Annotated in this window: 8 protein-coding genes and 1 tRNA gene; 3 read left to right on the top strand and 6 right to left on the bottom strand. The window is 45.0% G+C overall.

Going from position 1 to position 24,389, the window contains the following annotated elements:
• Positions 1–30: 30 nt before the first annotated feature.
• Together BW980_RS01430 and BW980_RS01425 are read left to right on the top strand one after the other, a co-directional pair.
• Positions 31–711 carry a head GIN domain-containing protein gene (locus BW980_RS01430; protein WP_076453180.1) on the top strand — a complete coding sequence of 227 codons (681 nt, stop codon included), beginning with the start codon at positions 31–33 and terminating at the stop codon, positions 709–711.
• A 121-nt stretch (positions 712–832) separates the two neighbouring features.
• Positions 833–1,501 carry a LysE family translocator gene (locus BW980_RS01425; protein ID WP_076453179.1) on the top strand — a complete coding sequence of 223 codons (669 nt, stop codon included), beginning with the start codon at positions 833–835 and terminating at the stop codon, positions 1,499–1,501.
• Between the two features lie 87 nt (positions 1,502–1,588).
• On the opposite strand, the gene BW980_RS01420 is transcribed toward BW980_RS01425, so the two are convergent.
• The 6 genes from BW980_RS01420 to BW980_RS01395 all read right to left on the bottom strand — a co-directional run bounded on the left by BW980_RS01420 (position 1,589) and on the right by BW980_RS01395 (position 22,285).
• A tRNA-Cys gene (locus BW980_RS01420) sits at positions 1,589–1,659 on the bottom strand.
• A 146-nt stretch (positions 1,660–1,805) separates the two neighbouring features.
• Positions 1,806–2,168, bottom strand: a complete 363-nt coding sequence (folB, locus tag BW980_RS01415) for a dihydroneopterin aldolase (protein ID WP_013993064.1) — start codon at positions 2,166–2,168, stop codon at positions 1,806–1,808.
• Positions 2,169–2,279: 111 nt separating this feature from the next.
• On the bottom strand, positions 2,280–3,233 hold the full coding sequence (locus BW980_RS01410) for a PorP/SprF family type IX secretion system membrane protein (protein WP_076453178.1): 954 nt from the start codon (positions 3,231–3,233) through the stop codon (positions 2,280–2,282).
• A gap of 31 nt (positions 3,234–3,264) precedes the next feature.
• Positions 3,265–17,889, bottom strand: a complete 14,625-nt coding sequence (locus BW980_RS01405; protein WP_076453177.1) for a T9SS type B sorting domain-containing protein — start codon at positions 17,887–17,889, stop codon at positions 3,265–3,267.
• Positions 17,890–20,001, bottom strand: coding sequence for a PorP/SprF family type IX secretion system membrane protein (locus BW980_RS01400; RefSeq protein WP_076453176.1), 2,112 nt, complete (start codon positions 19,999–20,001; stop codon positions 17,890–17,892).
• A gap of 10 nt (positions 20,002–20,011) precedes the next feature.
• Positions 20,012–22,285 (bottom strand): T9SS type B sorting domain-containing protein, encoded by a 2,274-nt coding sequence (locus BW980_RS01395; protein WP_245799921.1) that lies wholly within the window; start codon positions 22,283–22,285, stop codon positions 20,012–20,014.
• 220 nt (positions 22,286–22,505) lie between these two features.
• On the opposite strand from BW980_RS01395, the gene BW980_RS01390 reads away from it, so the two are divergent.
• Complete coding sequence (locus BW980_RS01390; protein ID WP_076453175.1) at positions 22,506–24,188, top strand: glutamine--tRNA ligase/YqeY domain fusion protein; 1,683 nt, start codon at positions 22,506–22,508, stop codon at positions 24,186–24,188.
• The last annotated feature ends 201 nt before the right edge of the window (positions 24,189–24,389 follow it).

The following is a 24,389-nucleotide window of genomic DNA, read 5'->3' as shown; positions in this document are numbered from 1 at the left end:
TTGAACGATAATAAACCTAAAAGGTACATCATGAAAAAATTTGTGTGGCTTGTCGTTTTTATACTCGGGCAGAATTTACTTGAGGCCCAAGGGGAAAAAATGACACAAGACCTTACGAAGTTTACTGAGGTCAAGGCGTTTGATGGTCTATCGGTTAAACTGATAAAATCAGATGTGAACAAAGCGATCATAACCGGTGAGAATATCAACAAGGTGGCCATTGTTAATAACGATGGGGTGCTTAAGATCCGAATGCAAATAGGAAAGATCTTTAGCGGTTACCGCACTTTTGTAGAGTTGTACTATACCGAAAACCTGGTAGTTATAGACGTTAACGAAGATGCCCGCATCATAAGCGAACAGGCTATAAAACAAGAGGTTCTTGAATTAAAGGCCCAAGAGGGCGGTGAGCTCGACATCAAGGCAGAAGTTGAACAAATGTTGATAAAAACGGTTACCGGTGGGGTTATAGTGACCAAGGGCTCTTCTAATTTGCAGGACGTGGCCATTAATACCGGAGGTATCTATGAAGGTAAGGAGTTCAAGACAAAGTTTTCGACCATTAACGTAAATGCGGGATCAAGGGCCGAGATATTTGCCTCAGACTATGTAAAAGCTACGGTAAAGGCAGGTGGAGAGGTACTGGTTTATGGAAATCCGGCTAAAATGGATGAGAAAACGGTTTTTGGGGGTAAGGTAATTCGAATGTAATTTTTTCATTCCTGTTGTAATCCCTTAGTTTTGTATGATGAACATTGCCGTTTAGACCAATAGCGTCAATGATTGCACCGTACCCGACCCGAACGATTAATTATAATACGCAGAATAACGCATGTGGGAAGACATTCAGGCAGCAGTTCCATTAGGCTTTTTATTGAGCTTTATGATTGGGCCTGTGTTTTTTGTGCTTCTTGAAACCAGTGCCATTAAGGGGTTTAGGGCCGCAATCGTTTTTGATTTCGGAGTTATCCTTGCCGATGGCATTTTTCTTGTTATTGCCTATTTCAGTAGTTTTCAACTTCTAGAAAATTTAAGCAACCAACCCGGACTCTACGTCTTTGGGGGCGTTATTCTTCTGGTTTATGGGATTACCACCATTTTCAAAAAACCTCCTAAACAGGTCGATACGAGCATCAAAGTTAAAAAGAGTGATTACTTGGGGCTCTTCGTCAAAGGTTTTCTGCTCAACTTTATCAACATCGGTGTACTTGTTTTTTGGTTGGGGATTATCATTGTGGTCGGACCAAGCCTAAATAATGATCCCAACCGTATCATCGTATTCTTTTCCACCATGGTCGGGGCTTATTTTGTAACCGATATCTTTAAGATCCTCTTGGCGAAACAATTGAAGAAAAAGTTGACGATCAATAGAATTTATCTCATAAAGAAGGGTATAGGTATTATCCTTATTATATGCGGAATTGTACTTATAGTCAAAGGCTTCTTACCAAAAGACCAGTTCAATATTGAAAACGGTATAGAGCGTATTGAAAAATTATAGTAGAAACCGGTGTGATTTCGTTTGGTGAAGACATAGCACATTGATAGAAACAAAAAAACCTTCGTATTTTACGAAGGTTTTTTGTTGAGGCATCGAGCAGATTCGAACTGCTGTACAAGCTTTTGCAGAGCTCTGCCTAGCCACTCGGCCACGATGCCATTTGCAGGTGCAAAGATAGTTTTTTTGATGGAAATGTTATTTTTACTTTACTTTTTTTTCACCAGTTCTATTTACAAAGTGCAAGGAAACGGGTAAGGGTAAAGATTTACAGTTGTTTAGGATGATGTTTAAAGCGCTTAAAAAACTATTTTTTTCGTTTTTGCTTCAAGACAATGGTTACCTTTTCAACATCGCCACCTATAGGAGGGTTGATTTTTGAAACCTCGACTTCCGCCTTTTGAACGATGGCTATTTCCTTAAATATCCGATCTAAGATCCGTTTACCGATATGCTCTAAAAGCTTGGACGGAATTTTCATTTCCTCCTTAACGATTCGGTTGATGTGAACGTAATCGACCGTATCGGATAACTTGTCGGAAACCGATGCCTTACTTAAGTCTGCATCTACGGCAACGTTGACCAAATATTCACTACCTATAGCGGTTTCTTCCGCCAAACAACCATGGTGGGCATATACCCTTATGTTATTAACCTTTACCTTGTCCAAAATCAAATTTATTTCTGCAAACTTAATTGAAACAGGCCAAATAAGGATAACAAGCTAAGATGTAATTTTTAGAAATATTTTCATGCCCAAAATTTGTTGCTTTGTTTTTTATTAATAGGTACAACGACAGTTACTAAGCCCTTGAAACAAGTCTACACCAATGGTAACTACATGGGTACCTGTACTGTAGGTAATAATCTCGTTAAGAATGATCTGATACGAGTAACCAAAATAGAAATTGTTCTTCTTTAGACCGGCAAAGGGTGCAATGTAGAGCGGACTACCGATCTGGTCATTTAGGAAGCGATAGTTCACACCTGCATAAAAATAATCCTCAAAATTGTACCATCTGAACTTCAGGTTTAAATCGGTTTCCGATCGACCGTCACTTTCGAACATTTTGAACAATAAAGAGGGTTCTATTTCCAGGTCACTGTTCTTGTTTTTTCTATAACGGTAACCGGTATAGACATAGTAGTTTCTTAGTTCGTTAGGTTCGTCTACATTGAACGTAAAATTACTAGGGTCTTTACCTAAAAGGTTAGAAGCGTTGGCACTGATATAGAATTTACCATATCGGTACAAAGCACCTACATCAAAGTTGTGGTTACTGGTCTGGCGGTTGTTGATAACCCCGGGATCCAGATTGGCATCAACAAATTTATCGACATCTATTCTAAACTGGTTAAAGTTATATGAAATACCGAATGATAGAAATTCGTCATCGTATCTATCAAGGGTCAAGTGGTGTGCAAAAGAAACCCTTGCTCCCTGTTGTTTGGTGTAACCGTTTTTATCGTTGTACAAGAACAGTCCTACACCAGATTGTTCGCCTAGACGCATATCTGCTGCCAATGACTGGGTCTGTGGGGCATCTTTAATACCTACCCACTGGGTAAGACCGTTAAGCCTGATTTTTACATGGTCTCCGATACCGGCATAGACCGGAGAGAGAACAAACGGGTTATCTGCCAAATATTGTGAGAGTTGGGGAGAATTGAGCTCCTGTCCTCTCGCGGTTGTAATGCCCGATAAGAGCAGCAAGGTCCATATGAATTTGCGCATGGTACTGTAGGTTGTAGGTTAAGTTTTTTATTTAGCGATATAGGGTAAAGTGTCCAACGAATTCCCTGTCATCGTTCTCTCCGTTGAGTTTGATAACATACCAGTAATCACCAGATGGAAGTTCTTTTTGTTTGTAAAGACCGTCCCATCCTGGATCACCAAGACCCATTCGGTACACCTCCCTACCATAACGATCAAATATGACGGTTAGTATCTGTGGGAAGCCTTCATCATTTTTAGGTTTCCAGGTCTGATTTAGCCCATCTCCATTTGGGGTAAAGAAGTTGGGAATATCAAGATCAATGAACTCCATATCAATGGTGGCCATCACCTCACAACCGTTTTCGTCCGTAGCGGTAACTACGTATGTATCGGTACGAGTGATATAGTAAGTATTATCGGAACCGTTGTTTTTGCCATCGAAAGTGATGGTGTATGTACCCCTACCTCCAGAAACGTTGGCCGTTATCTCATTGATATTGGATTGCTCTAGGGTAATGGTCAATGGTTGGTAATCTTCAATTTCTACATCATAGGTAACAATACAACCGTTGGCATGTGATATGGCTACATAGTGCGTACCTGGAGACAAGTCCCTGAAATATGGATTCAGTTGCATTTCTGCGGGATCCATAGTATCTACCCCATAAAGAACCTGATCTGAAATACTGGTATCTTCAAGGGAAATATTGATATAGTTGTTCGGAATATTGCCGTTACAACCATACACCGGTTCTACGGATGCATTAAGGTTCACACCGGGATCTACCGTTACGGTTATATCCTCTTCACAGCCTTGGGCGTCACGTACAAAAATGATGTATGTTCCTTCGGCCAGACCGGTAAAGGTCGTTCTGTCTTGTACAAAATCTGCTTCCGTATGCATACGGGTGCTATAGCCTGGTGTACCACCAGTGATGCTAAGATCGATGCTACCATTGGCTTCACCAGCACAAATTTCGGGTGTTGATGTGGCCGTTACTTCGATTATAGTAGGTTGATCAATGGTGTATTCCAATTGAATAAAACAACCGTTTTGATCTTGTGCAATTACGGTATAATCACCAGGGGCAAGGTTATCAAAGGTGTTTTTATCATCAAACTGGTTAAGGTTTGGTGATATGGCATATTGATATCCTCCTGAACCACCCGATAGGGTAACCGTAATGGAACCATCTTCTTCACCATTACAGGTCACGTTGGTAACCGCATCGGTATAGCTAAGGGCCGTAGGCTCGGTAATAATTACACGCTCTGCAGTGGTCGTACAGTCTTGACTGGTTACATCTACATAGTAGGTGCCTGCTGTCAGATTACTGAAGATACCATTGCTTTGTGGTCCGGCCACGCGTGAGGCCACACTTAAGGTAGCATCGGTGTACAGGGCATATTGATAGTTACCAAGACCTCCATCAGCTTCTGCATAGATCGTAGCGGTATTATCACCATTACAATTAATAAAGGCAGCTGTTGTATCTACAGTAAGCGTTAAGGGCTCGATAACATCTTCTTCTATCGAATTTGATTGTACAGCGGTACATAGGTTTACGGCATCCCTAACATAGTAGCGATAAATACCGGCACCCAACATACCACTTAGAGGTAAATTGACGCTGTTTCCGGGCATCGCTGTCCATGTCACGTTGTCTTCACTGTATTCGTAGGTTCCGCTTCCTCCTGTTGCACTCAATTCAAATTCTACACCGGTAGCACAGGTTAACGGACTTGTTCTTATCAATTGGGCTTCAACTTCCGTTGGATTAACGATTTCGACAATAGCGGTTTCCACTGAACATCCTACATCGTCACTTACGGTGACACTATAGAAACCAGCAGCCAAATTGTTGAAGTTACCGGTACTGCGACCTACTGAAGTGGTCAACAAGTTGCTTCCTGCAAGGTCATCATAGGTATTCAACTGGAACTGGTATGTAGGCGTAATGTTTCTAGGGTCAACGGTAGCCAAGACGCTTGCCGTATTTCCATTGAAACACGATAGGGGCGTTGCTGAAATATTGGCCACGATATCATCAGGTCTAATTAAGGTGATATTATCCGAAAGTACACAACCAAAGGCGTCTGTAACGGTTACATGGAAATCACCTGCAGATAGGTTTCTGAAAATGAAAGCCTCAACATTGGTCTCGGTATATACTTGGGAAGTAGTGGTATTATCCAATACTATGGTATACGGACCTTCGCCACCGACAGGATCAACAAGTATCTCGCCTTGGTCATTGCTACATGAAACATTGGCTTCTTCAGTTATGGTGGCCGTAATCGGGTCACTTGGAGCCAATATGGTTATGATATTGGAATCGTCGTCGCACAATGGCGCGTTGGTTTCCGCAATACGTACATAGTAACTTCCTCCAGGAAGGTTTGTAATCACCAACGGTGTACTGGTATCTCCGGTTCCGTTGAATGCGGCCCCAGGTACCGGGTTATCGTTAACGTCATATACTTGATAGCTATACGGCCCCGTATAATTATTGATAGCAACACTAAAGCTACCGTCGTCCACACCATTGTTCAAACACTCTTCGTCCGTCAATTTTGTGGCTATTACTTCAATTACATCCGGATCGTCTATGGTGTGTACCGTTTCGATAACACAGCCTGTATCTAAATTGGTGATCGTTATCCTGTAGTTACCTACTTCCAATCCTGTAAAGGTTTCGGGATTGTTGGTAGAGGCAATCGTCTGATTGTAGACCACATTTATTCCGGTAACGATATACTCTAAGTTCGGTGTTGCCGTAGCTGGGCTAACGGTCAGTCCAACTTCTATTTCACCATTGTTCAATGGGGAACAAGCAGCTTCTTGGGTAGTTGTTACGATCGCATCGCTGATTTCTACAAAAGGCAATACTGTATTCGCGGCCGAGATGGCAGAACATCCTGCATCGTCATATACCCTTATTTCATACGAACCGCCTAAACCGTCGGTTTCAAAATAGGTAGTGTTGGAACCGTCTTGAACAACGCTTCCGTCACGTACGAATACATATCTTACATAAGTACCTGTACCTCCCGATGCATTGGTAAACGATACGCTGGCATTGTTTCCGTTGTTGCCATCCGTACATCCATACTGAACAATGCTCATAGGATTTACGGTAATAGCTTCCCGTTCGGTAATGGTAACATCGGTGGTTATGGCACAGTTGTTGGCACCACGGGCTTCAATGGTATAGGTTATTCCTGTCGTTGAGCCTTCGAGTCCATCAAAGAAAGCGGAGGTCGAGGTCGAGGAAGTAGCAGTTATTGGGAATGTTGCCGTACTTCCTGGTCCCGCCGTAATGGTAAAGGTATAGGGGCCTACTCCATTGTCGGTAACACTAACTGAAATTGTACCGTCATCTGCGCCGTTACAGCTTACATTGGTAGATGAATCTACACCTATTACAGGTATTACCGCTGGTTCCAATCTTTGGGTTATGGTAGTACTACAGCTATGATCGGCATCTAAATCGGTAATCGTAAACACGTAGTCACCAACTTGGGTCAGACCTGTAAAGATTCCAGTAATGTTACTGTCATCTACGGTAGCAGGGGCCGATGATGGGTATTGAACATCGTATCTAAAGTTGCCCGAACCTCCCGTTTGGCTAATAGTAATCTGTCCTCCCGGATCGGTAACGGAGCAATCTATGGTCTTAACTACGGATGCCAATGGTGAAATAGGCTCGTGTAAGGCGATGCTCGTGCTTGTGGCACTGCTACAGCCCCATTGATCACTGACGATCACTTGGTATTCGCCCGCACCCAGACCACCAAAAATAGGCGAGGTCTGAATCGGTCTTAGGTCTTCAAAAGCAGAAGTACCTGTATTGTACATCTGTAACTGGTAACTATAGTTGCTACCCTGACCGTTAAGTACGTTGATAACCTCTATTTCTCCCTCCAAATCGGTACAATTCGGTTGGTTTATCCTTAAGTCTGCCGTAATCGGCGTTGGGTCGTTAAGCGTAACATCGGCCAATTGATGTGCACATCCCCTTGAATCCATAACCCAAACTTGGTAGGTAGCCGCGCTTAGGTTTTCCGCTTTCGGATTCGAGACATAGTTTGCAGCATCGTTGGTGTCGATAACCGGCCCGGCCGTATCGAAAATGAGATACGAATAACCTCCCCATCCTCCGGTAACGTCTGTAACCTCTATGGTTCCGTTATTACCAGGTACGCAAGTGATATCGGTAAATACCCGGTTTGCGCTGATCGGGTCGCTAGGACCTGCAATAGTGAACATTTCGGAAGCTACACAAGAAGGATTGCTATCTTGGGTAACCTCAACACGGTATTCTCCCGCGCCAATTGCAAATGGTGTTGTGGGACCTGCATTGGCCGAGGTTCCGTTTGCCGAGGCGATGAGGGTATCATCGCTGGGGTCAACCGTACCTTGTGAATTATAGATTTGCCAAGTGAAACCGCCGCCATAAGGTTTGGTGCTATCGCTTATGGTAAAGCTAACGGAACCATCTGTCCCGTGACAAACTACATCAACTGTCGTAGCATCGATTTCAAAGGTATTTGGATCTTCAATTTCAAAGGTAGTCTGTACGAAACAACCGGTATCGGTATTGGTAACGGTAACCTCATAGTTTCCTACCCCGATTCCGCTAAATGAATTGGAGGCTTGACCAAGTTGGCTATAGGCGTTATCGGTACCTACTACGGAATATTCGAGTGTTGGACTTCCTGAAGGAGGCGTTACATCTACCCCTATGGAAACCACGGCATCGTCGCCGGGGCTACAGCTCACATCGGTATCAATACTCACCGTAGGGTTGCTTATTGCTACAAAAGGCGCTATCGTGGCCGTGGCCGTACCTACACAAGCCTTGTCGTCATACACGTTGATGGTATATGCTCCGCCTAAAAGGTCGGTTTCGATATAGGTGTCGTTAGAGCCGTCCTGAACCACAACGTCCGGTTCTACCGCAGCAGTGGCTGGGTTATCGTTTTTTATAAATTCGTAACGGACATAGGTGGTTGAACCACCGGTAACGTTTGCCACTGAAATGCTGGCATCGTTCTGGTTGTTGGCCGTGGTACAGCCAAACTCTACCACGGGATCTAAGGTTACGTTAATGGCATCTGGCTGCGTGATGATAATAGGAGCACTATCCGTAGTACAGTTGTTCGTTGTAGCATTGCCCCTAACGGTAACCACATAGCCACTTGGCAGCGTAGTCGAATTCGGAGCAAGACCGGTGAACGTGGCTGTTGTATTAGTGAAACTTGTTGGGGCGATACTTACCACACCTCCATCAAATGAAGTGATTTCAAAGGTATATGGACCCGTGGCATTATCTACGGCCGTAATGGTAATGGTACCATCTGAATTGCCCAAACAAGTAACATCGGTTGCTGTAAAGGTATCGATTACAGGCTCGACCCTGGTTGGAACGTTTACAACAAATTGCCTGTTACACGCCGCACTGTTCGGTGTATTGGTATCGTAGATGGTAATCGTATAATCTCCTGCCGCTGGTGCCTGGTAATCGAACGGATTACTTGGGATGGCCGTTTGTGCAACTGCCGGTACACCCGCGGTATTGGTTATCGAGTACTCATAGCTTCCCGAGCCATCCAATACTTCAATGTTAATAAGGGCATCGGGCGACCCGGTACAATCCAATACCTTGGTAAGCTCGGCCTTGGCCGAAAGTACTGGGTTGACCACATAACCCAATTGTGAGTTCGTACAACCATTGCCGTCCATAATGTAAATATCATATGAACCTGGGGCGACATTTTCAAATAAGCCGGCATTGTTTAAGTAGGTTGTCGGTGCGGGATCTCCGGCCGGTACAATGGCATATCGTATGTTTCCTGCAGCGGAACTACCTACAACGGTAAGGTCGATAGGAGCGTTACAGTTGTCTTGGGTAACCGAGTCTATGGTCGGGTTCGGTGAAAGGTCTAAATTCACCGGAGCCAAGGTTACGGAACAATTATATTGATCATAAAGCGTGACGGTATAGCTTCCTGCTGGGGAATTTACTGGAATTTCAATAGGATTCGAAGTGGTTCCCGTTAAGGGGGTAAATCCACCAGGACCTGCTACATCGTAGGTATACGGAGCTCCACCACCACCGGTAATATTGGTAATGGTAATCAATCCTGGAAGGTTACAGGAAATATGACGCGTAACCGTTGGTGTGGCATTAATGGCGTCCAATTCCTCCAAGAGAGCGTTCTCGCCACCGCCGATACAGGCATCTGCATTTGATGCATCTACTTGAACCAATCGGATATAGTATTCCCCTTCGCCAAGACCTGAAACCGTAATTTCATCGTGGTAGGGAACATTGCTGGCCGCTGGCCCAGGTCCACTGACATCTATAGGAGTTGAATTACCAAGCTCATAGATTTCATAGCGCATGAAAGGGTGCGTTGTATTTGGATTAATGTGGAATGTTATTTCACCTGTTGATGAACCGGAACAAGTAGGAACGATGTCCGTGGTAATTTCAATAGGCAGATTGACACCGGGCAATTCGTTTACATTTTCGTTACTCTGGCGCACACATCCCGCACCGTCCCTAACGTAAAAGACGTAGGTTCTACCGGGAACCAAAAGGGGCAATCCTGGTGTTTGGGGGGTTGTGGCATCAATATTCTGGAAAATATGGGGGGTTCCGGCCGGTATTGGAGCCGTCCAAATAGCCGTGGAAGGATCGAAATTCGCCGGATCGTCACTATAGGTATACTCGTACCCCGGAATCGGGTTTCCTTCGCTACCCAATACACGGACCTGAAGGTCGTTACAATTGACAACCACGGCCGCCAAGGTAATATCCAAGTCATCCAAGGGATAAGGAATGATATATCGATCAAAATCTTTTTGACAAATGGTACCACTGGGCAAGGTAACCCGAATAGAAGGGTATACCTCGGTACCCGAAACGCTACCTCTTAATTCATTGGAAATTTGCCAAGAACTACCACCATCATCACTATACTCTATAGTGCCTCCGGCCGGAGCGGTTACATTGTCAAATTGGAAACCATATTCATTAATGTCGGGGTCATTACATGCCGCCGGTAATATAGGAATGATGTCGGCCGTAATTTCCACGGCATTGTTGATCGTTACCGTTGTTGAGGTAACGGTACAACCGTTGTCATCCGTAATGTTTATTTCGTAATCACCTGTCCCGATACCGTTGAAGGTCAGTGAAGGGGTAAATACGTTTGTACTCGTATTGCCATAATCGATACCATCCGCAGGGGTTAGATCTACCAGTTGATAGGTAAATGGGGCCGTACCGCCTGTAACGGTCGCATCTACAGAGCCGAGCCCGTCAAAACATTCGGGGTCGGTGGCCGTTCCGCTTACCGATAAAGGAGTGGCAGGAGTGAATACAATATCTTCTTGGACAAAGGAACAAGAGGGTGATGCTCCATTGTTGTCCAGTACATAGACATCATAACCGGCCGGATTGGCGGTTGCCATGGCATTGGTTATGGTCAAGGTATTGGTTGTGGTATAAAGTCCTGATGGATCGTCACCGGCCGGTACAATGGCATATACCAAGGTTCCGTTTCCGCCTGTGGCGTTGACCGTTATGGATCCGTCGTTACACGAATTGATATCAACGACGTCAACGGATACTACAAGCTGTGGGTCGATGGTAATGGTCTGTTGTGCAGCCGTACATCCATAGGCGTCCCTAACGTCTATGGTATAGGTACCGTTTGACAGGTTGTTGAAAGTGTACGTAACCTCGGTACTCGGTGTTGGCGCTAAAAAGGGTCCACCGTTGATACTGAAGGTATATCCACCGTTTCCGGCCGTAACATCAACCTGAATGGAAGCATCGTTGGTACCGGAGTAACAGGCTGTAGGGGTAACGTCAAAAGTCGGTACTGCAGGAGCGGTTACGGTAATCGGGGTATCGATGGCATCGCTACAGTTGTTTTGGTCCCTAACACGTACGATATAGTCCCCTGCGGGAATATTCGGGAAAACGGCATTGTTTCCGTTGGTAGCGAAATTATAGCCTCCGATAACGGTGCCGAGGTCGTCTTCCAACTGGTATTCATAGGTGGGCGTACCCCCTATGGCACTGGCTGTAATGGTCGCGCCGGTGTTGTTACAGGTAAAGACTTCGGTAATGTTGGCCGAGGCCACAATGACATCGGGTTGGGTAAGGGTCTGGTTCAAAGTAACGGTACAACCGGCAACAGGGTCGTTTACATCCCTTACGACAATACTGTGCGCTTGGGCGGCAAGACCGGTAATTTGTTCCGGTGCGCTAAACGGACCAACAAAGGCCGCTCCGTTCAAGCTATATTCGAATCCGCCTGCCCCGTAATTGCTGGCATCTATGGTAATGCTACCTGAGTTGTCGGCGTTACAGTCAAGGTTTTCAAAAGCCGTGATCGAGGCTTCAAAGGCATGGCCGTCTTCGACGATTACGGTTGTGTCGACCGTACAATCACTGCCGTAATTGACCGTAATGGTATGGTTTCCTGTGGCAATATCGTTAAAGAGGTTGCTTGTTTGGGCCGTTCCTCCATCAATACTGTAGGTGTATGAGGGATCGCTAGGCAATACCGTAATGTTTCCTGTTCCATCGCAATTGTATGTTACGGAAGTAGAAAGCGTAGGTTCGGTGGGCAATGGCAAAATTATAATATCTGCTAAAGTAATCCCGCACGAAGTGGCATTGGCGTCCCGAACGCGAATACTGTGCGTTCCGTCGTTTAGACCAGTGAAGGTATGTCCGCCTGTGGTAGAGGCCGTCCAAGCGCCTCCATTGATGCTGTATTGATAGTTTCCTGAACCACCTGATGTTGGGGTGATGCTTCCAACGGTAATCTCCCCGTCGACAAGACAGGTATAGTTTTGTGTAATTACCGCTTCTGCGACCAATTGGGCCGGTTCGGTAACGATTACATCCTGGGCTACGGTTTCGCAATTGCTAGCGTCCCTGACACGTACAGGATAGGTTCCTGCCGATAGGTTCGGGAAGTTGTTTCCGGGTACATAGGTGGCGCCGTTATCGATACTGTACATAAAGGGTGCGTTTCCGCCCGAATCTACGGTAATCGAAATGGCTCCGTCCGAACTTCCAAAACAGCTTACCGCCGTTGGTGTTGCCGTTAGGGCAATAGGGTCGTCTTTGGTTACGGTTACGGTATACATGGCCTGGCAGTAGTCTGCAGCGCCACTGTTGTCGCGTACGTACACATCGTAATCGCCGGCGATGGCCACCGTCACAGGGTTGGTCGTGTTAAAGTCCCCGTCGGTTACGGCGGTACCATTGTCCACTACGGCATAAACGTAGTTATTGTCCCCGCCGGAGGCTGAAATGGTGATATCGGTATCCGTAGCACAAGCGGTAATTCTTGGGGCCGTGGCGCTAACGGTCAATTGTGGATCGATAGTAAGGGTCTGTAGCGTTCCCGTACAGCCCAAACCATCTTGTACATTGATGGTGTATGTTCCGTTTGATAGTCCCGAAAACGTATGTGTTGTACTGTTCGCAGGGCTCGGACTTACCCATGGGTTTCCGTTGATACTGAAGGTATAATCTCCGTTACCATCGGTAACATCAACTTGGATGGAGGCCGTATTTCCGCCCGTATAGCAAGCCGTAGGAATCACATCGAAAGTAATCGGGTTTGTCGGTGCAACGGTAAGGGCTGTATCAATGGCGTCTTCACATGTATTGGCATCCCTGACACGTACGATATAATCGCCTGCAATAAGGTTCGGGAAAACAGTATTGTTTCCGTTGGTCGCAAAATCATAGCTTCCGATAATGTTGCCCAGCTGGTCTTCCAACTGATATTCGTAGGCCGTGGTACCGCCAGTGGCACTGGCCGTAATGGTAGCACCGCCGTTGGTACAGCTTAATTCTGTGGTAATCGATGCCGAAACCACTAGGGCTTCCGGGGCATTGATGGTATGTGTCAAGGTTCTAGAACAACTAGGCTCGTCTACCTTTCTGACCACTACGGTGTGGGAACCGGAACTTAGGGTGGCAGGAGTGGTAATGGGTGAAATGGTGGAGCTTACAAAGGCACTACCGTCTATTGAATACTCAAATCCGGCGGCGTTAAAGTTCTCTACTTCAAAGGTTATGGAACCGTTGGCAAGTCCGTTACAACTCGTATCGGTAGCACCTGTAATGTTTGCTGAGAAAAGCTGACCGGCAACCACGGTAACCGGCGTTTCAACGGTCTGTTCACAAACTTCGGGTACTTGGTGTATAACGATGTCGTCCAAGGCAAAGTCATTGCCCCCGTTTCCGGGTATTTCGGATCGGATTACAAAATCGAGGGTCGTGTTGCTTCCCGGATTGAGTTCCGCGGTAAATTCTACCCAATCGTTTTCCCCTGTGTTTTTGGCTATCGTTCCGGTGGTAATCGACCTTACTACGGTACCCGTCCCCGGTTCGCGAATTTCTATGGTCAAATTGGGATCAAGACCGCTCGTTCCCTGCCGTAGCAGGTTCATGATATACAGGGTTACACTGATATCTTGATTGGGGATGATATCGTTTATTTGCTTGGAATATATGATTTGGGCAGGCGTAGGTGTACCTACGTTCATGACCAAATAACGGCCTTGACCTGTTCTTGTTCCTGTTGTATGGTCGATGGGGTTGATCCATGTGCCGAACGGGGCGACGATATCACTCGTTACGGAATACTCGAAGTCATTGATGTTTTCGTTGGCATCGCCAGGAGAGTTTGTAGTTTGGTCTTCATAATTATAGCCATTTGTGTTTGGGCTAGGTATGGTTGGTCCGCTTCCGAAATCCTCAGTAAGCAATAAACTGGGGGTTGGTGGGGTCTGAGACACATAACTGGTGCTCACCGTATAGGTGCCAGGGGCAACGTTAAGGAAAACGTTGCTTGTGGGGTCTGGTGAATTGGGTACGCCATCTAGGGCATAAGTATAGTTGTACGTAGCAATATCTGGGGTAGCTGTAATAGTTCCCGTTCCGTTACAATCATAGCTAACCTCGGGAGTAAGGGTTACGGTCGGTTCTGCCGGCTCATCTTCAACGGTTACGTTCATGGGATACTCACAAGAACCATCGCTTACGATTACCGTATAGTCCCCAGGGGGAAGCACAGCTATACTTGAGGCGCCATAGGTTGCACCACCGTCAAAACTGTATTGGTAAGGAGGTGTTCCTCCCACCACATTGGTTACACGAACTTCCGCACCGTTCGGGTCACAGGTAGCGTCACGTGAAACACCTGCCGAGGCACTTAAAGGAAAGGGCTCGGTCAATTCTACGGTTTGTGATAAACTACAACCGGAAGAATCGGTTACCAGTACTTCATAGGTGCCGGCAATAAGGTTTACGAAGTTTGGCGATCCCTGGGTAGTGGTTCCACCATCGATGCTGTACGAAAATGGAGCAACACCGCCCGTAGTGTTTATGGTCAGGGCCCCGTCTGAATCACCGCTACAAGAAGGCGATGTCTCGGTAATCGAGTCAAGGGTCATAGCCCCGTTATCGTTTATGGTCACCTCGTTGGAAAAGGCAAAACAGTTGTTGGAATCGACGATTACAAAAACGTAATCCCCTTCTTCTCCTGGAAAATATTCGTCTGTACCGTCACTATTCGTATCGCGCCATCCGAAGGTAAAAATAGGATCGGTTTCATAGGCATCACCGGGTATTGAAGCTACATCGGCATATAAATTGGTGCCGTCCTTACTCCAAATGGCATAGGAATAGCCAGGACTTGGCAAGCCTCCGCTACCGGTAAGTTGTATGGTTCCAGCCGTACAGCCGATATCTTTTGTCGTTTGTGCGATAAGGGTGGGATCCGGTGTTCTGGCCACGGTTACGTCTTGGCTAAACGAACACCCATCATCGGTTGAAACTTCAATGGTATAATCACCGGCATTTACATTAAAGGAGTGGGTGTTATCCGATTGTGCGGTTTCATCGTCAATTAGGGTTCCATCACTTCTTCTAAGTACGTAGGTGTAATTGGGTTCTACATTAAGAACGTCGATTTTGATAATACCTTGGGCATTACAATTAGATGGGGTCGTGGTTACGTTGACCTGAAAATCGCGGTCGAGTATACCTATGTCAGGCGTACTGAAAATACATGCATCAGGAATTGGGTTTCCAGAGCTGTCTAATTGCGTTACGTCTACTCTATAGGCTCCATTGGTAGAGATGTCAAAACTAGGGCCGTTATTAGCGCTAAATGGCACTACAATGGTGTTGTTGGTTATGTCTACCAACTGGTAACCGTAATTACTGCCCAAATTGGTGATGGTAATGTTTCCATCGGTAGAACAGATAATGTCCCTCTTATTGAAGAGAAGGTCTAGGTTGTTTTGGTAAACATCAAAATAGAACCGGCTAAAGCATCCCAACTGGTAGTTGATGACAAGTCGGTATTTACCGGCAGATGTGGCATTAAAGTTGTTTCCTGTTCCAACGGTATTCCACGTACAACCTAGGTTTTTGTTGGCACAATCATCGGTAACACTAGAGCAGCTACCTTCGTCAAGACGCTCCCATGTTAGGCTTTGCGCATCGGTTATGTTTATCTGAAAAGGTTGGGTATCGCCCGACCCACAGAGAAAAATTTTAGGTAAAAGATCACCATCAATACTACATTGGGCAATTTCCCCCTGAATATCGTTAGTTGGATCCGCATCGCTGTTCAAGGCATTGAAATAATCTACAATAGGGTTGGTTTGGGTAGTGCCAAAACGTTCTACTACGATGATTTCCTTAAAGCCTTTACATGGGTCGGCTACAATTTTATCAACAATGTAGGTACCTATGTCTGAAACGACCAAAGTGCTAGGGTCTGCGTCGGGATCGCCATCGTCTAAAATGGTATCGGATGGGTCTATCTCGCCGTTTTCGTTATCATCACGCACCCAAATATAGTCGTCAAAATTGTCACCTGCATCTAAGGTAACATTGAGCCCGCAGAGTTGTACGGTACGGTTAAAATTACAGTCCGAAAGGTCGTCTAACAAGAAATTCGTCGCCCCTGGGGTAACAAAACCACAATTATCGAAGTCAGATACACTCGGGTCATCCGTAATTTGATTATTGTTAATTTCTCCACGGTAGGTCGAGTAGGCCAAGTTTTCGATCAGATCGGTACAGGCATCTATAAAGTCAAAGCAGTTTTCCGCTACTTTTACCCGCATACGAATATTTGCGGGGGTATCGCCAACCTCTACATACCTGTTGGGAATGCTGAATTCAACGGCGCGCGTTGCGGGGTCATAGGTATAGGTGGTGCCGCTAGGCATGGTGATGTTGCTTTCGTCTAGGGTTACGTTCACCGGTAAAACATCACGAATCGTATAGTTTACCGCATTGTCGTTCCCCGTGTTTTGGAAGGTAAGTACGTAATCTAAGGTTTGCCCTAAGTTTACCCCTTGCCCTGTAATATCAACACCACTAATATCTTCAACCCGCTTTTCAAGAACGATATCGGGTTCGATGATTTCAATGTTAAAGGAGTTGAAGAAGGGATAATATTGATCTCCGTTGGTTTCGAACCTGAGCGTTGCCGAGGTTTCGTTATTGGGTATTACGGAGTTGGCCGGGTTATAGACATAAAACATGTCCGTGTCATAGCCCAATGTATTTCTACTGTTGGGTGTTCTGTTCGTGGTCAGGGTTGCGTTTAGGGTAATGTTACTGTTAAAAAAGTTGTTAGATGGGTTCGTTCCGTTACTCAGGGTCGTGTAACCACCACTGCTAGCGGCCCGTATTCTTAGGCGGTCTCCGGTAATTCTGTAGTCTCCTTCAAGGGCGGCAGCACCAACATTGGCCCTAACGGGACCCACGGGAATGGTATTGAAGCCTGAATAATTGATATCGACCCTATCTGTATCCCTAACGCGCGCAAACCCATCAAAAGTAGTGATGAGTTTTCCGGTTAGATTGGGGTTTTCATATACGATCACAAGGGTCCAACCCCCAGATGACCCCCCTTGTCCTTTTAATGAACCGAGTGTGGCCCTAATATTGGCCACGGTATATTCTCCTGTTGGATCACCCAATGGCGTTATAAGATGGGTAACATCTGCATAGCAGGCGTACGGACTATTGCCCCTAACGGAGTTATCCGAACTGGTGAAGCCGTCAAAGAGCACTTCATCGGCCGTTACATCTACATAAGTACCGCCAGGAACCTTAAGTTTTACTTGGTTAAAATCGTTCTGTCGACCTTGGCCTATAGGTATACTGTTATTTATGGCACCCCACCAGAATGACTGACCATTGGCCGTAGCACTTGGATAGGTGGCGGACCAATATAGGCCCGCGTACCGAATGAGGTTACAATCGGCATTGGGAAACGAAAATGTCGCAGAACTCGAGTTAAATGTAGAAGGGTCGCCATCTACATCGATGTACTGCATGTTTTTGTCATCGTTGTAATTAAAATAACCACCGGTTTCCTGGTTGGAACTCCAGTTAGTGGAAATATTATTGTACGGGTCTTCCGGTTCGGTACTTGAGGTACCTCCATCCCTATTCAAAATATTGTTTGAGATAAAGGTGAGATCTCCCTTAATGTTGGTTTGGTAGCGAACATCAAAGGAATTGTACTCTTGTGAAAAACCGGAATAAGCCAATAGTAAAATACTGGCAACTAATAATTTTTTGAAAAAATTAGGTTTCATCTAGGCCATTAGGTTTGGTCGGACACGCATAATCCACATTTTGTCGTTGTACGCATCGTTTAGGTTGGTGTAATAAGATAAAAGGGCGTTGTTCCAAGATTGGTGTCTCTTCAGGTATACATACCTCCAGTTGTTTTCAGGATTGATGAAGTAACTGGCACTAAGCCCATAAGAATTAAGAAGTTTTACAAAACGATTTGCATTTTTTGGGTTGGCAAATACATTTGCGATGATATAATAGCCTGAGCCGATACCATCTATTTTATGCGTTTTTGGCGTTATCTCGTTCGATACCACTTGGTCTTTTACTACGGTTTTTGTTTGTAGGACATCGGTATCGTATTTGGCCGATTTTTCTTTTAGCTTGTTTACGTTATTGGCATACGCTTCGTTTGAATAGCGATTGTCTACGTTCATGATCCATGTATCCCCATCATAGGCTCCGTTCATGTTGCTGTTGTGTGCCGCTACGGCTTCATCCCAAGTATCATAACGTTTGAGGTAGACGTATTTCAAGCCGTTTTTTGGGTTGTCTATGTAGTCGCTTTCAAAGCCATCTTGCTGAAGTTTGTCCATAAACTTATGCATGTATTGACCTCCTTTGTATACATTGGCTACAACGTAGTAGCCATCGGTTACGCCATCAAGGTCTTTAAACTTTCGGCTTTTTACACCGCTACGGGCAGCGGTTTTGCTACTGCTCGCTGTGGCGGTCGGCCGCGCAACCTGGTTTTGGGTTTTGTCCCTTGCCACTGTAGGTCTAGTGGGAGGAAGGGTATTTTGTTCGATGGCATCAGTTGTTCCGTTCGGTATATTATTGTTTTGTGTAGTAGTATTCGAGGCTACCGTAGAGTTATCGTTCTGACCTAAAAAGAGTTTTTCGGCACGGTCTTCCAAGTCGGGACGCTTGCCATTGGTTTCGTTTCTGACCATACTCATGACCATGTTGAAACGACGCTCAAGGTCTTTTTGACGGTCAGCTTCCAATGAGTCTTGTCGGAACATCAACTCTTGGATTATAGCATCGTTTTCAGCCAATTTACGTTTGAGCTCTTCTATTTCCTCATTGTCGACGAAGTTGTTCTTTTCGATTTCGTCTTCCGCTACCAAGCTATCTTCGTAATCATCCTCTAACATTACACGGTCTTCGGTCAAGTTCGGGGTGAAGGAATAGGCAAAGGAGATTTCATGGGTAATGCCCAAGTTATCGAAGTCCGTACCAAACCCTTTTTCCATGGTATACCCTAAGGAAAGTCTTTTGTTGATGTTAAATCCGGCCCCGGCAGAGGCTCCGTAGAAACTGTCATAGCCTCCTTGTAGCCATCCCAGCTTAGGTAGGTCGAGAATTACTCCACCTCCAAAAGTGAGGTCTTGCGATTCGCCATCAGAGGAAGCAAAACGGTTTTGGCCGTTCATACGAACCCGTGCAATCGGCATGAGACGACTGCCCTCCATAATACCGTCTCCGTTTTTAAAACTGTGGGTATATTGAAGGTGACTGGAATAGGTCTTATCTCCGAAATCGGTAAGGGATTCGCTGGTCTTTAAATTGTAATCGAATAGATTCTCTGCAAAAACACCGAAGTCAAAATCCCCATAGGAAATGTTGAAACCAGGTTGAAACGAAAGCACATTGCTGTCTTCCGTACCGTTTAAACGGTAATCGTTTACATCTACAACGTCGATGTTGTTTTGATCAAGGCCTGTACTATAATAGGCCAAGTTACCACCAAAGGTAAAATTACTCTTGTCACTCAATTTTATACCGTAGGCGTAGTTGGCCAAAACCCCGATGTTTGAAACGGGACCGATACTCTGTGTATAAAGGCTAAGCCCTAGTCCGCTCCTATCACCGATCCTACCGCTATAACTCAAGAAATACGTTTGGTCGTTATCCTTAAATTGTACCGATTGGTTTCTGTGTAGCAAGTTGATGTATGACTTATCTTCCTGTACCGTCGAAAACGTCGGGTTGATCAAGAATCGATTGAATTTCAACAAATTCTGTGATGCTGGACTGTACAGCAGGACTGGATCGTCTTCCTGCGCCTGGACGTTTCCGAACGTCAGGGCAGCCAGTAGGGTTAGTGCAATGTATTTTACAAATTTCATGGTGGTTAAATTATCTAATAACTGTTATGGTGCCTTGCTTTAAAGTTTCGCTAGCGTTTTTGATAACATAGTAGAATACCATGTTTTGCTTAGCGAAGCTTACGGAAGACTCCGGCCAGTTATTTTGGTAGTTGGTTGCATTTAAGACTTCTACACCTTTGGCGTTGTAGATGATGACATTCACGTCCGACTTGTTCGAATATGAGTTAGGAATAACCCATTGGTCGTTGGCGCCATCTCCATTAGGTGTTATAACGTTTGGTATATTAAAAAGGTCAAGGTATGATACGGTAATCGGTTTGCTTACTTCACAATTGTCAATATTCGCAATTAGAAGATAGTCTCCTTCAGTTGTGAATGTGGCAGAAGATGAGCTGCTAATCTCTACATTATTGGCATCGAGCCATCTGTAGGCAGTACCTCCACTGGCGTTTACGGTTTTTGAACTTCCCTCAGGGAAGATAACATCGCCGTCAACATCTAAAGTGATAAGGTCTGGATCAAGAGGTGTAATGGATAGTTCGTTGGAAACGAGGTTACAGGTCCCGTTTTTGATGACCAATCTATAAGTACCAGGTTCGGTTATGGTTAAGGAAGTATCGGTTGAGTTTACTACGCTTCCATCACGTTCCCAGTCGAAGGTCTTATCGGATAGATCGGCATCTGTGGTAATGGTAATTACATCGGAAGAACTGCAGTATACCGTACTGGATGCCGTTATTGATACCGATTGGTTTGAAGCTAATTGTACCGGTAGGGTATTCGAGACCGTGGTCATGCCTCCTTGTTCGGTGTTAACGTGGTAAGAACCGTTGTGGTCACTATCGGTCAAGCTGATCGATTGTGAAGTTTCACCAGCGACATCAACGCCGTCTTTCTGCCATTGATAGGTGAATGACGAAGCTACATCGGCAGTAACGTCTACCTCGCTTCCATCGCCTAAAACCGCATATATCTTATCGGCGGTCAAGGCTATGCTCGTACTGCTACACGCTTCATAAGAAGTAGCATAGTTGATTTCCGTTTTGAAGGAAGTCGGTGCGACCACTACAGTTTGTTCCGAATTGATGGTAGTCGATGAACACGTACCCCCGGTTTGTGTAACCGCAACGTGATATGTACCGGCCTGGGTTACTGTTAACGTGGCGTTGTTAGAACTTGGTATAGGTGTATTGTTTCTAAACCATTCGTAAGTCGGTGCATTGGCATCGGTGGTTACACTTAAGGTTTGGCTCTGTGAAGGCAAGACCACCAAATTGGCATTGTTATTTCTTGTTACGGTAAAGGCACCGGCGTTTGTTATGGTAACGGGTGCCGAAGTTTCGGTGCAGATACCAGCTCCTTTTACTTCAACGGTATAATCGCCTACAAATGCGGGGTCGTTGGTATCGATAGAATAGGTAAAGCCGCCAATTTGGGCAGCCTGTACTTCGGTTCCGTTTCTATACCATGTATATGTATAACTAGCATTTTGTACTGTCGCCTCCAAGGGGGCTACGGTATCTCCTGCACATAAGGAAGTTGCTGCCGGGGCAGTAATGGCTATTCCCGTAGATACTCCTGAGTTCAGTATAATATGATTTGATTCGGTATTGGCAGAACCCGTACATGCCCCGTAATCTAAAAAGACAAAATATTCACCTGCACCATCCGTGGTTATGGACGGCCCGGTTTCTGCTAATTTGGTTCCGCTTCTGTACCAAGAATACTGATAGGTATTTAATTCGGAGGCGGGTATGTTATCGACCGTTAGGGTTATTTGCGTACCGCCGCAAGATTCAACGGTACCAGGCGTGGTTCCGTCTCCATTGGGACTCATGTGTAAGTTCGATGTATAGCCTAAATAGTACATAGAATAAGCGATGGTTTCTGGGCCTATTGTGGCGGGACTTGTACTCCTTACCCTCATTTTGTAACCTGAACCCCTAGCTGTCGTTGGTAGCTGAAACTCAAAACCAGGATTTTTAACCGTGGTGTTGCTTGATTCACGCCCCAGTTCTACCGGGTTGGAAAAACTACCACTCGAATCAGAGAGTTCAAGAATCCATTCGTTGTCACTGTTTGGGTTGCCTGCCCAGTCAATCGTGGCGAAGTATTGGTTGAAGCCTGCGTTACCAGCACAGATCTGTGTCCACTGGTTTTCATTGGGCTGATCACCGAAATTCGGGTTACCTGCAGGTTTCGGTGCTTGTAAAACAACCGTTTGTGCAGAGATTTGTACTGTGGCCATCAATAAAACGGCCATCAAAATTGTGCGCGGAATGTGATTTCTTTTCTGTCTCATAAGTAGGCGTAGTTTTGGGTTTACTACAAATTCATCGATCAATTTGGGTTTGATACAGAGAATTCTATAAACAAATATGGCTTATATAATACGCGCACTGAATTTAATGTTGTATCAAGGGAAAAAAGTGTTGTGAAACTTCAGTATTTGTATGAAAGCAATTTCAAAGCGGTACGATTAGTGCATTTTGACTACCTTTGTGGCTCTAAAAATTATCCCTATGAGCGAGGCAGTCGAGTCGTTGAATTTCATCGAACACATAGTTGAGGAAGACCTGAAAAATGGTTATTCAAAGCAAGATTTACGTTTTCGTTTTCCGCCTGAACCGAATGGCTATCTACATATTGGCCATGCAAGTTCAATTTGTTTAAATTTTGGACTGGGTCTGCGGTACAACGCACCGGTAAATTTGAGGTTTGACGATACCAACCCGGCAAAGGAAGAACAAGAGTATGTAGATGCCATTAAAAGAGATGTGGAATGGCTCGGTTTTAAATGGGATACCGAACGGTATGCTTCGGATTATTTCCAACAATTATATGATTGGGCCGTTGAGTTGATCAAAAAAGGGAAGGCTTATGTAGATGAGCAATCATCTGAGGAAATGGCAGCCCAAAAAGGTACACCCACACAAGCCGGAACCGAGAGTCCGTATAGAAATCGTTCCGTTGACGAGAATTTAGACCTTTTTAAAAGGATGAAAGCCGGTGAATTTGCTGAGGGTACACATGTACTGAGGGCGAAAATCGATATGGCATCTTCGAATATGTTGATGCGTGACCCAATAATGTACCGAGTGTTACATAAAGCACACCATAGAACAAATACCGATTGGTGTATTTACCCGATGTACGATTGGACCCACGGTGAGAGCGACTATATCGAACAGGTCTCACATTCATTTTGTACCCTAGAGTTCGCTATGCACCGTGAACTTTATGATTGGTTTTTGGATCAAGTAGTAGACTCCAACAAGCTTAGACCTAAGCAACGTGAGTTCGCCCGTCGTAATCTTAGCCATACCGTTGTGAGTAAACGGAAACTGTTGCAGTTGGTAGAGCAGAAGGTGGTCAAAGGTTGGGACGATCCGAGAATGAGTACGATATCAGGACTTAGAAGGCGGGGTTACACGCCTGAATCCATCCGTAATTTTGTCGATACTATTGGTATAGCCAAGCGTGATAACCTTATTGATGTCTCCCTTTTGGAATTTCACGTTCGTGAGCATTTGAATAAAATTGCACCGAGGGTAATGGGGGTGCTTAACCCGTTAAAAGTTGTAATCACTAACTACCCAGAGGGAGATGTAGAGTGGTTGGATACCGAAAATAATCCGGAAGATGCGTCGGCCGGCACAAGACAGATTCCTTTTTCAAGGGAACTTTTTATTGAGCAGGAAGATTTTAGGGAGGAAGCCAACCGAAAGTTCTTCCGTTTAAAATTAGGGGGAGAGGTACGGTTGAAGTCGGGATATATCATCAAGGCGGAAAGTTGTACCAAAGATACCGATGGGAATATTATAGAGGTGCAATGTACCTATGACCCTAAGAGTAAAAGTGGAAGCGGAACCGAGGAAAGCCTTCGTAAGGTAAAAGGAACCTTGCATTGGGTATCCGTTCCCCACGCCTTGAAGGCTGAAGTTCGTCTTTATGATCGCTTGTTCACTGACGAGAGTCCTGATACACATAAGGACAAAGATTTTATGGAGTTCGTAAACCCTGATTCCTTAAAGGTGATTACGGGATATTTAGAACCGAGTTTGTCGGAGGCCAAAGCAGGTGATCGTTATCAGTTTCAACGTTTAGGTTATTTTTGTGTTGATCCCGATAGTTCAGATGAAAAATTGGTTTTTAATAGAACGGTTGGATTAAGAGATACTTGGGCAAAAATCCAAGGCAAATAGATTTTATATTTTTACTTGTGAAAACTCCTTAAAGGCAATTTTGCTTTTAAGGAGTTTTTTTTGTTTGAAATAGCCATTCTTCTTGGTATAATTAATATCTATGGAAAGTATAATGAGTATTGATGATATATATTAAAAAAGACTCATTTCCGTGGGATTTCAGACTGTTTTAAAATTCACCTTATAGATTGCTTTGGTTGG

Origin of the sequence: Zobellia uliginosa, assembly GCF_900156625.1 — a bacterium.
In the GTDB taxonomy this organism is placed as follows: Bacteria; Bacteroidota; Bacteroidia; order Flavobacteriales; family Flavobacteriaceae; genus Zobellia; species Zobellia uliginosa.
Note: the sequence above shows the minus strand (reverse complement) of the source record. Positions and strands in the feature narration are given on the sequence as shown.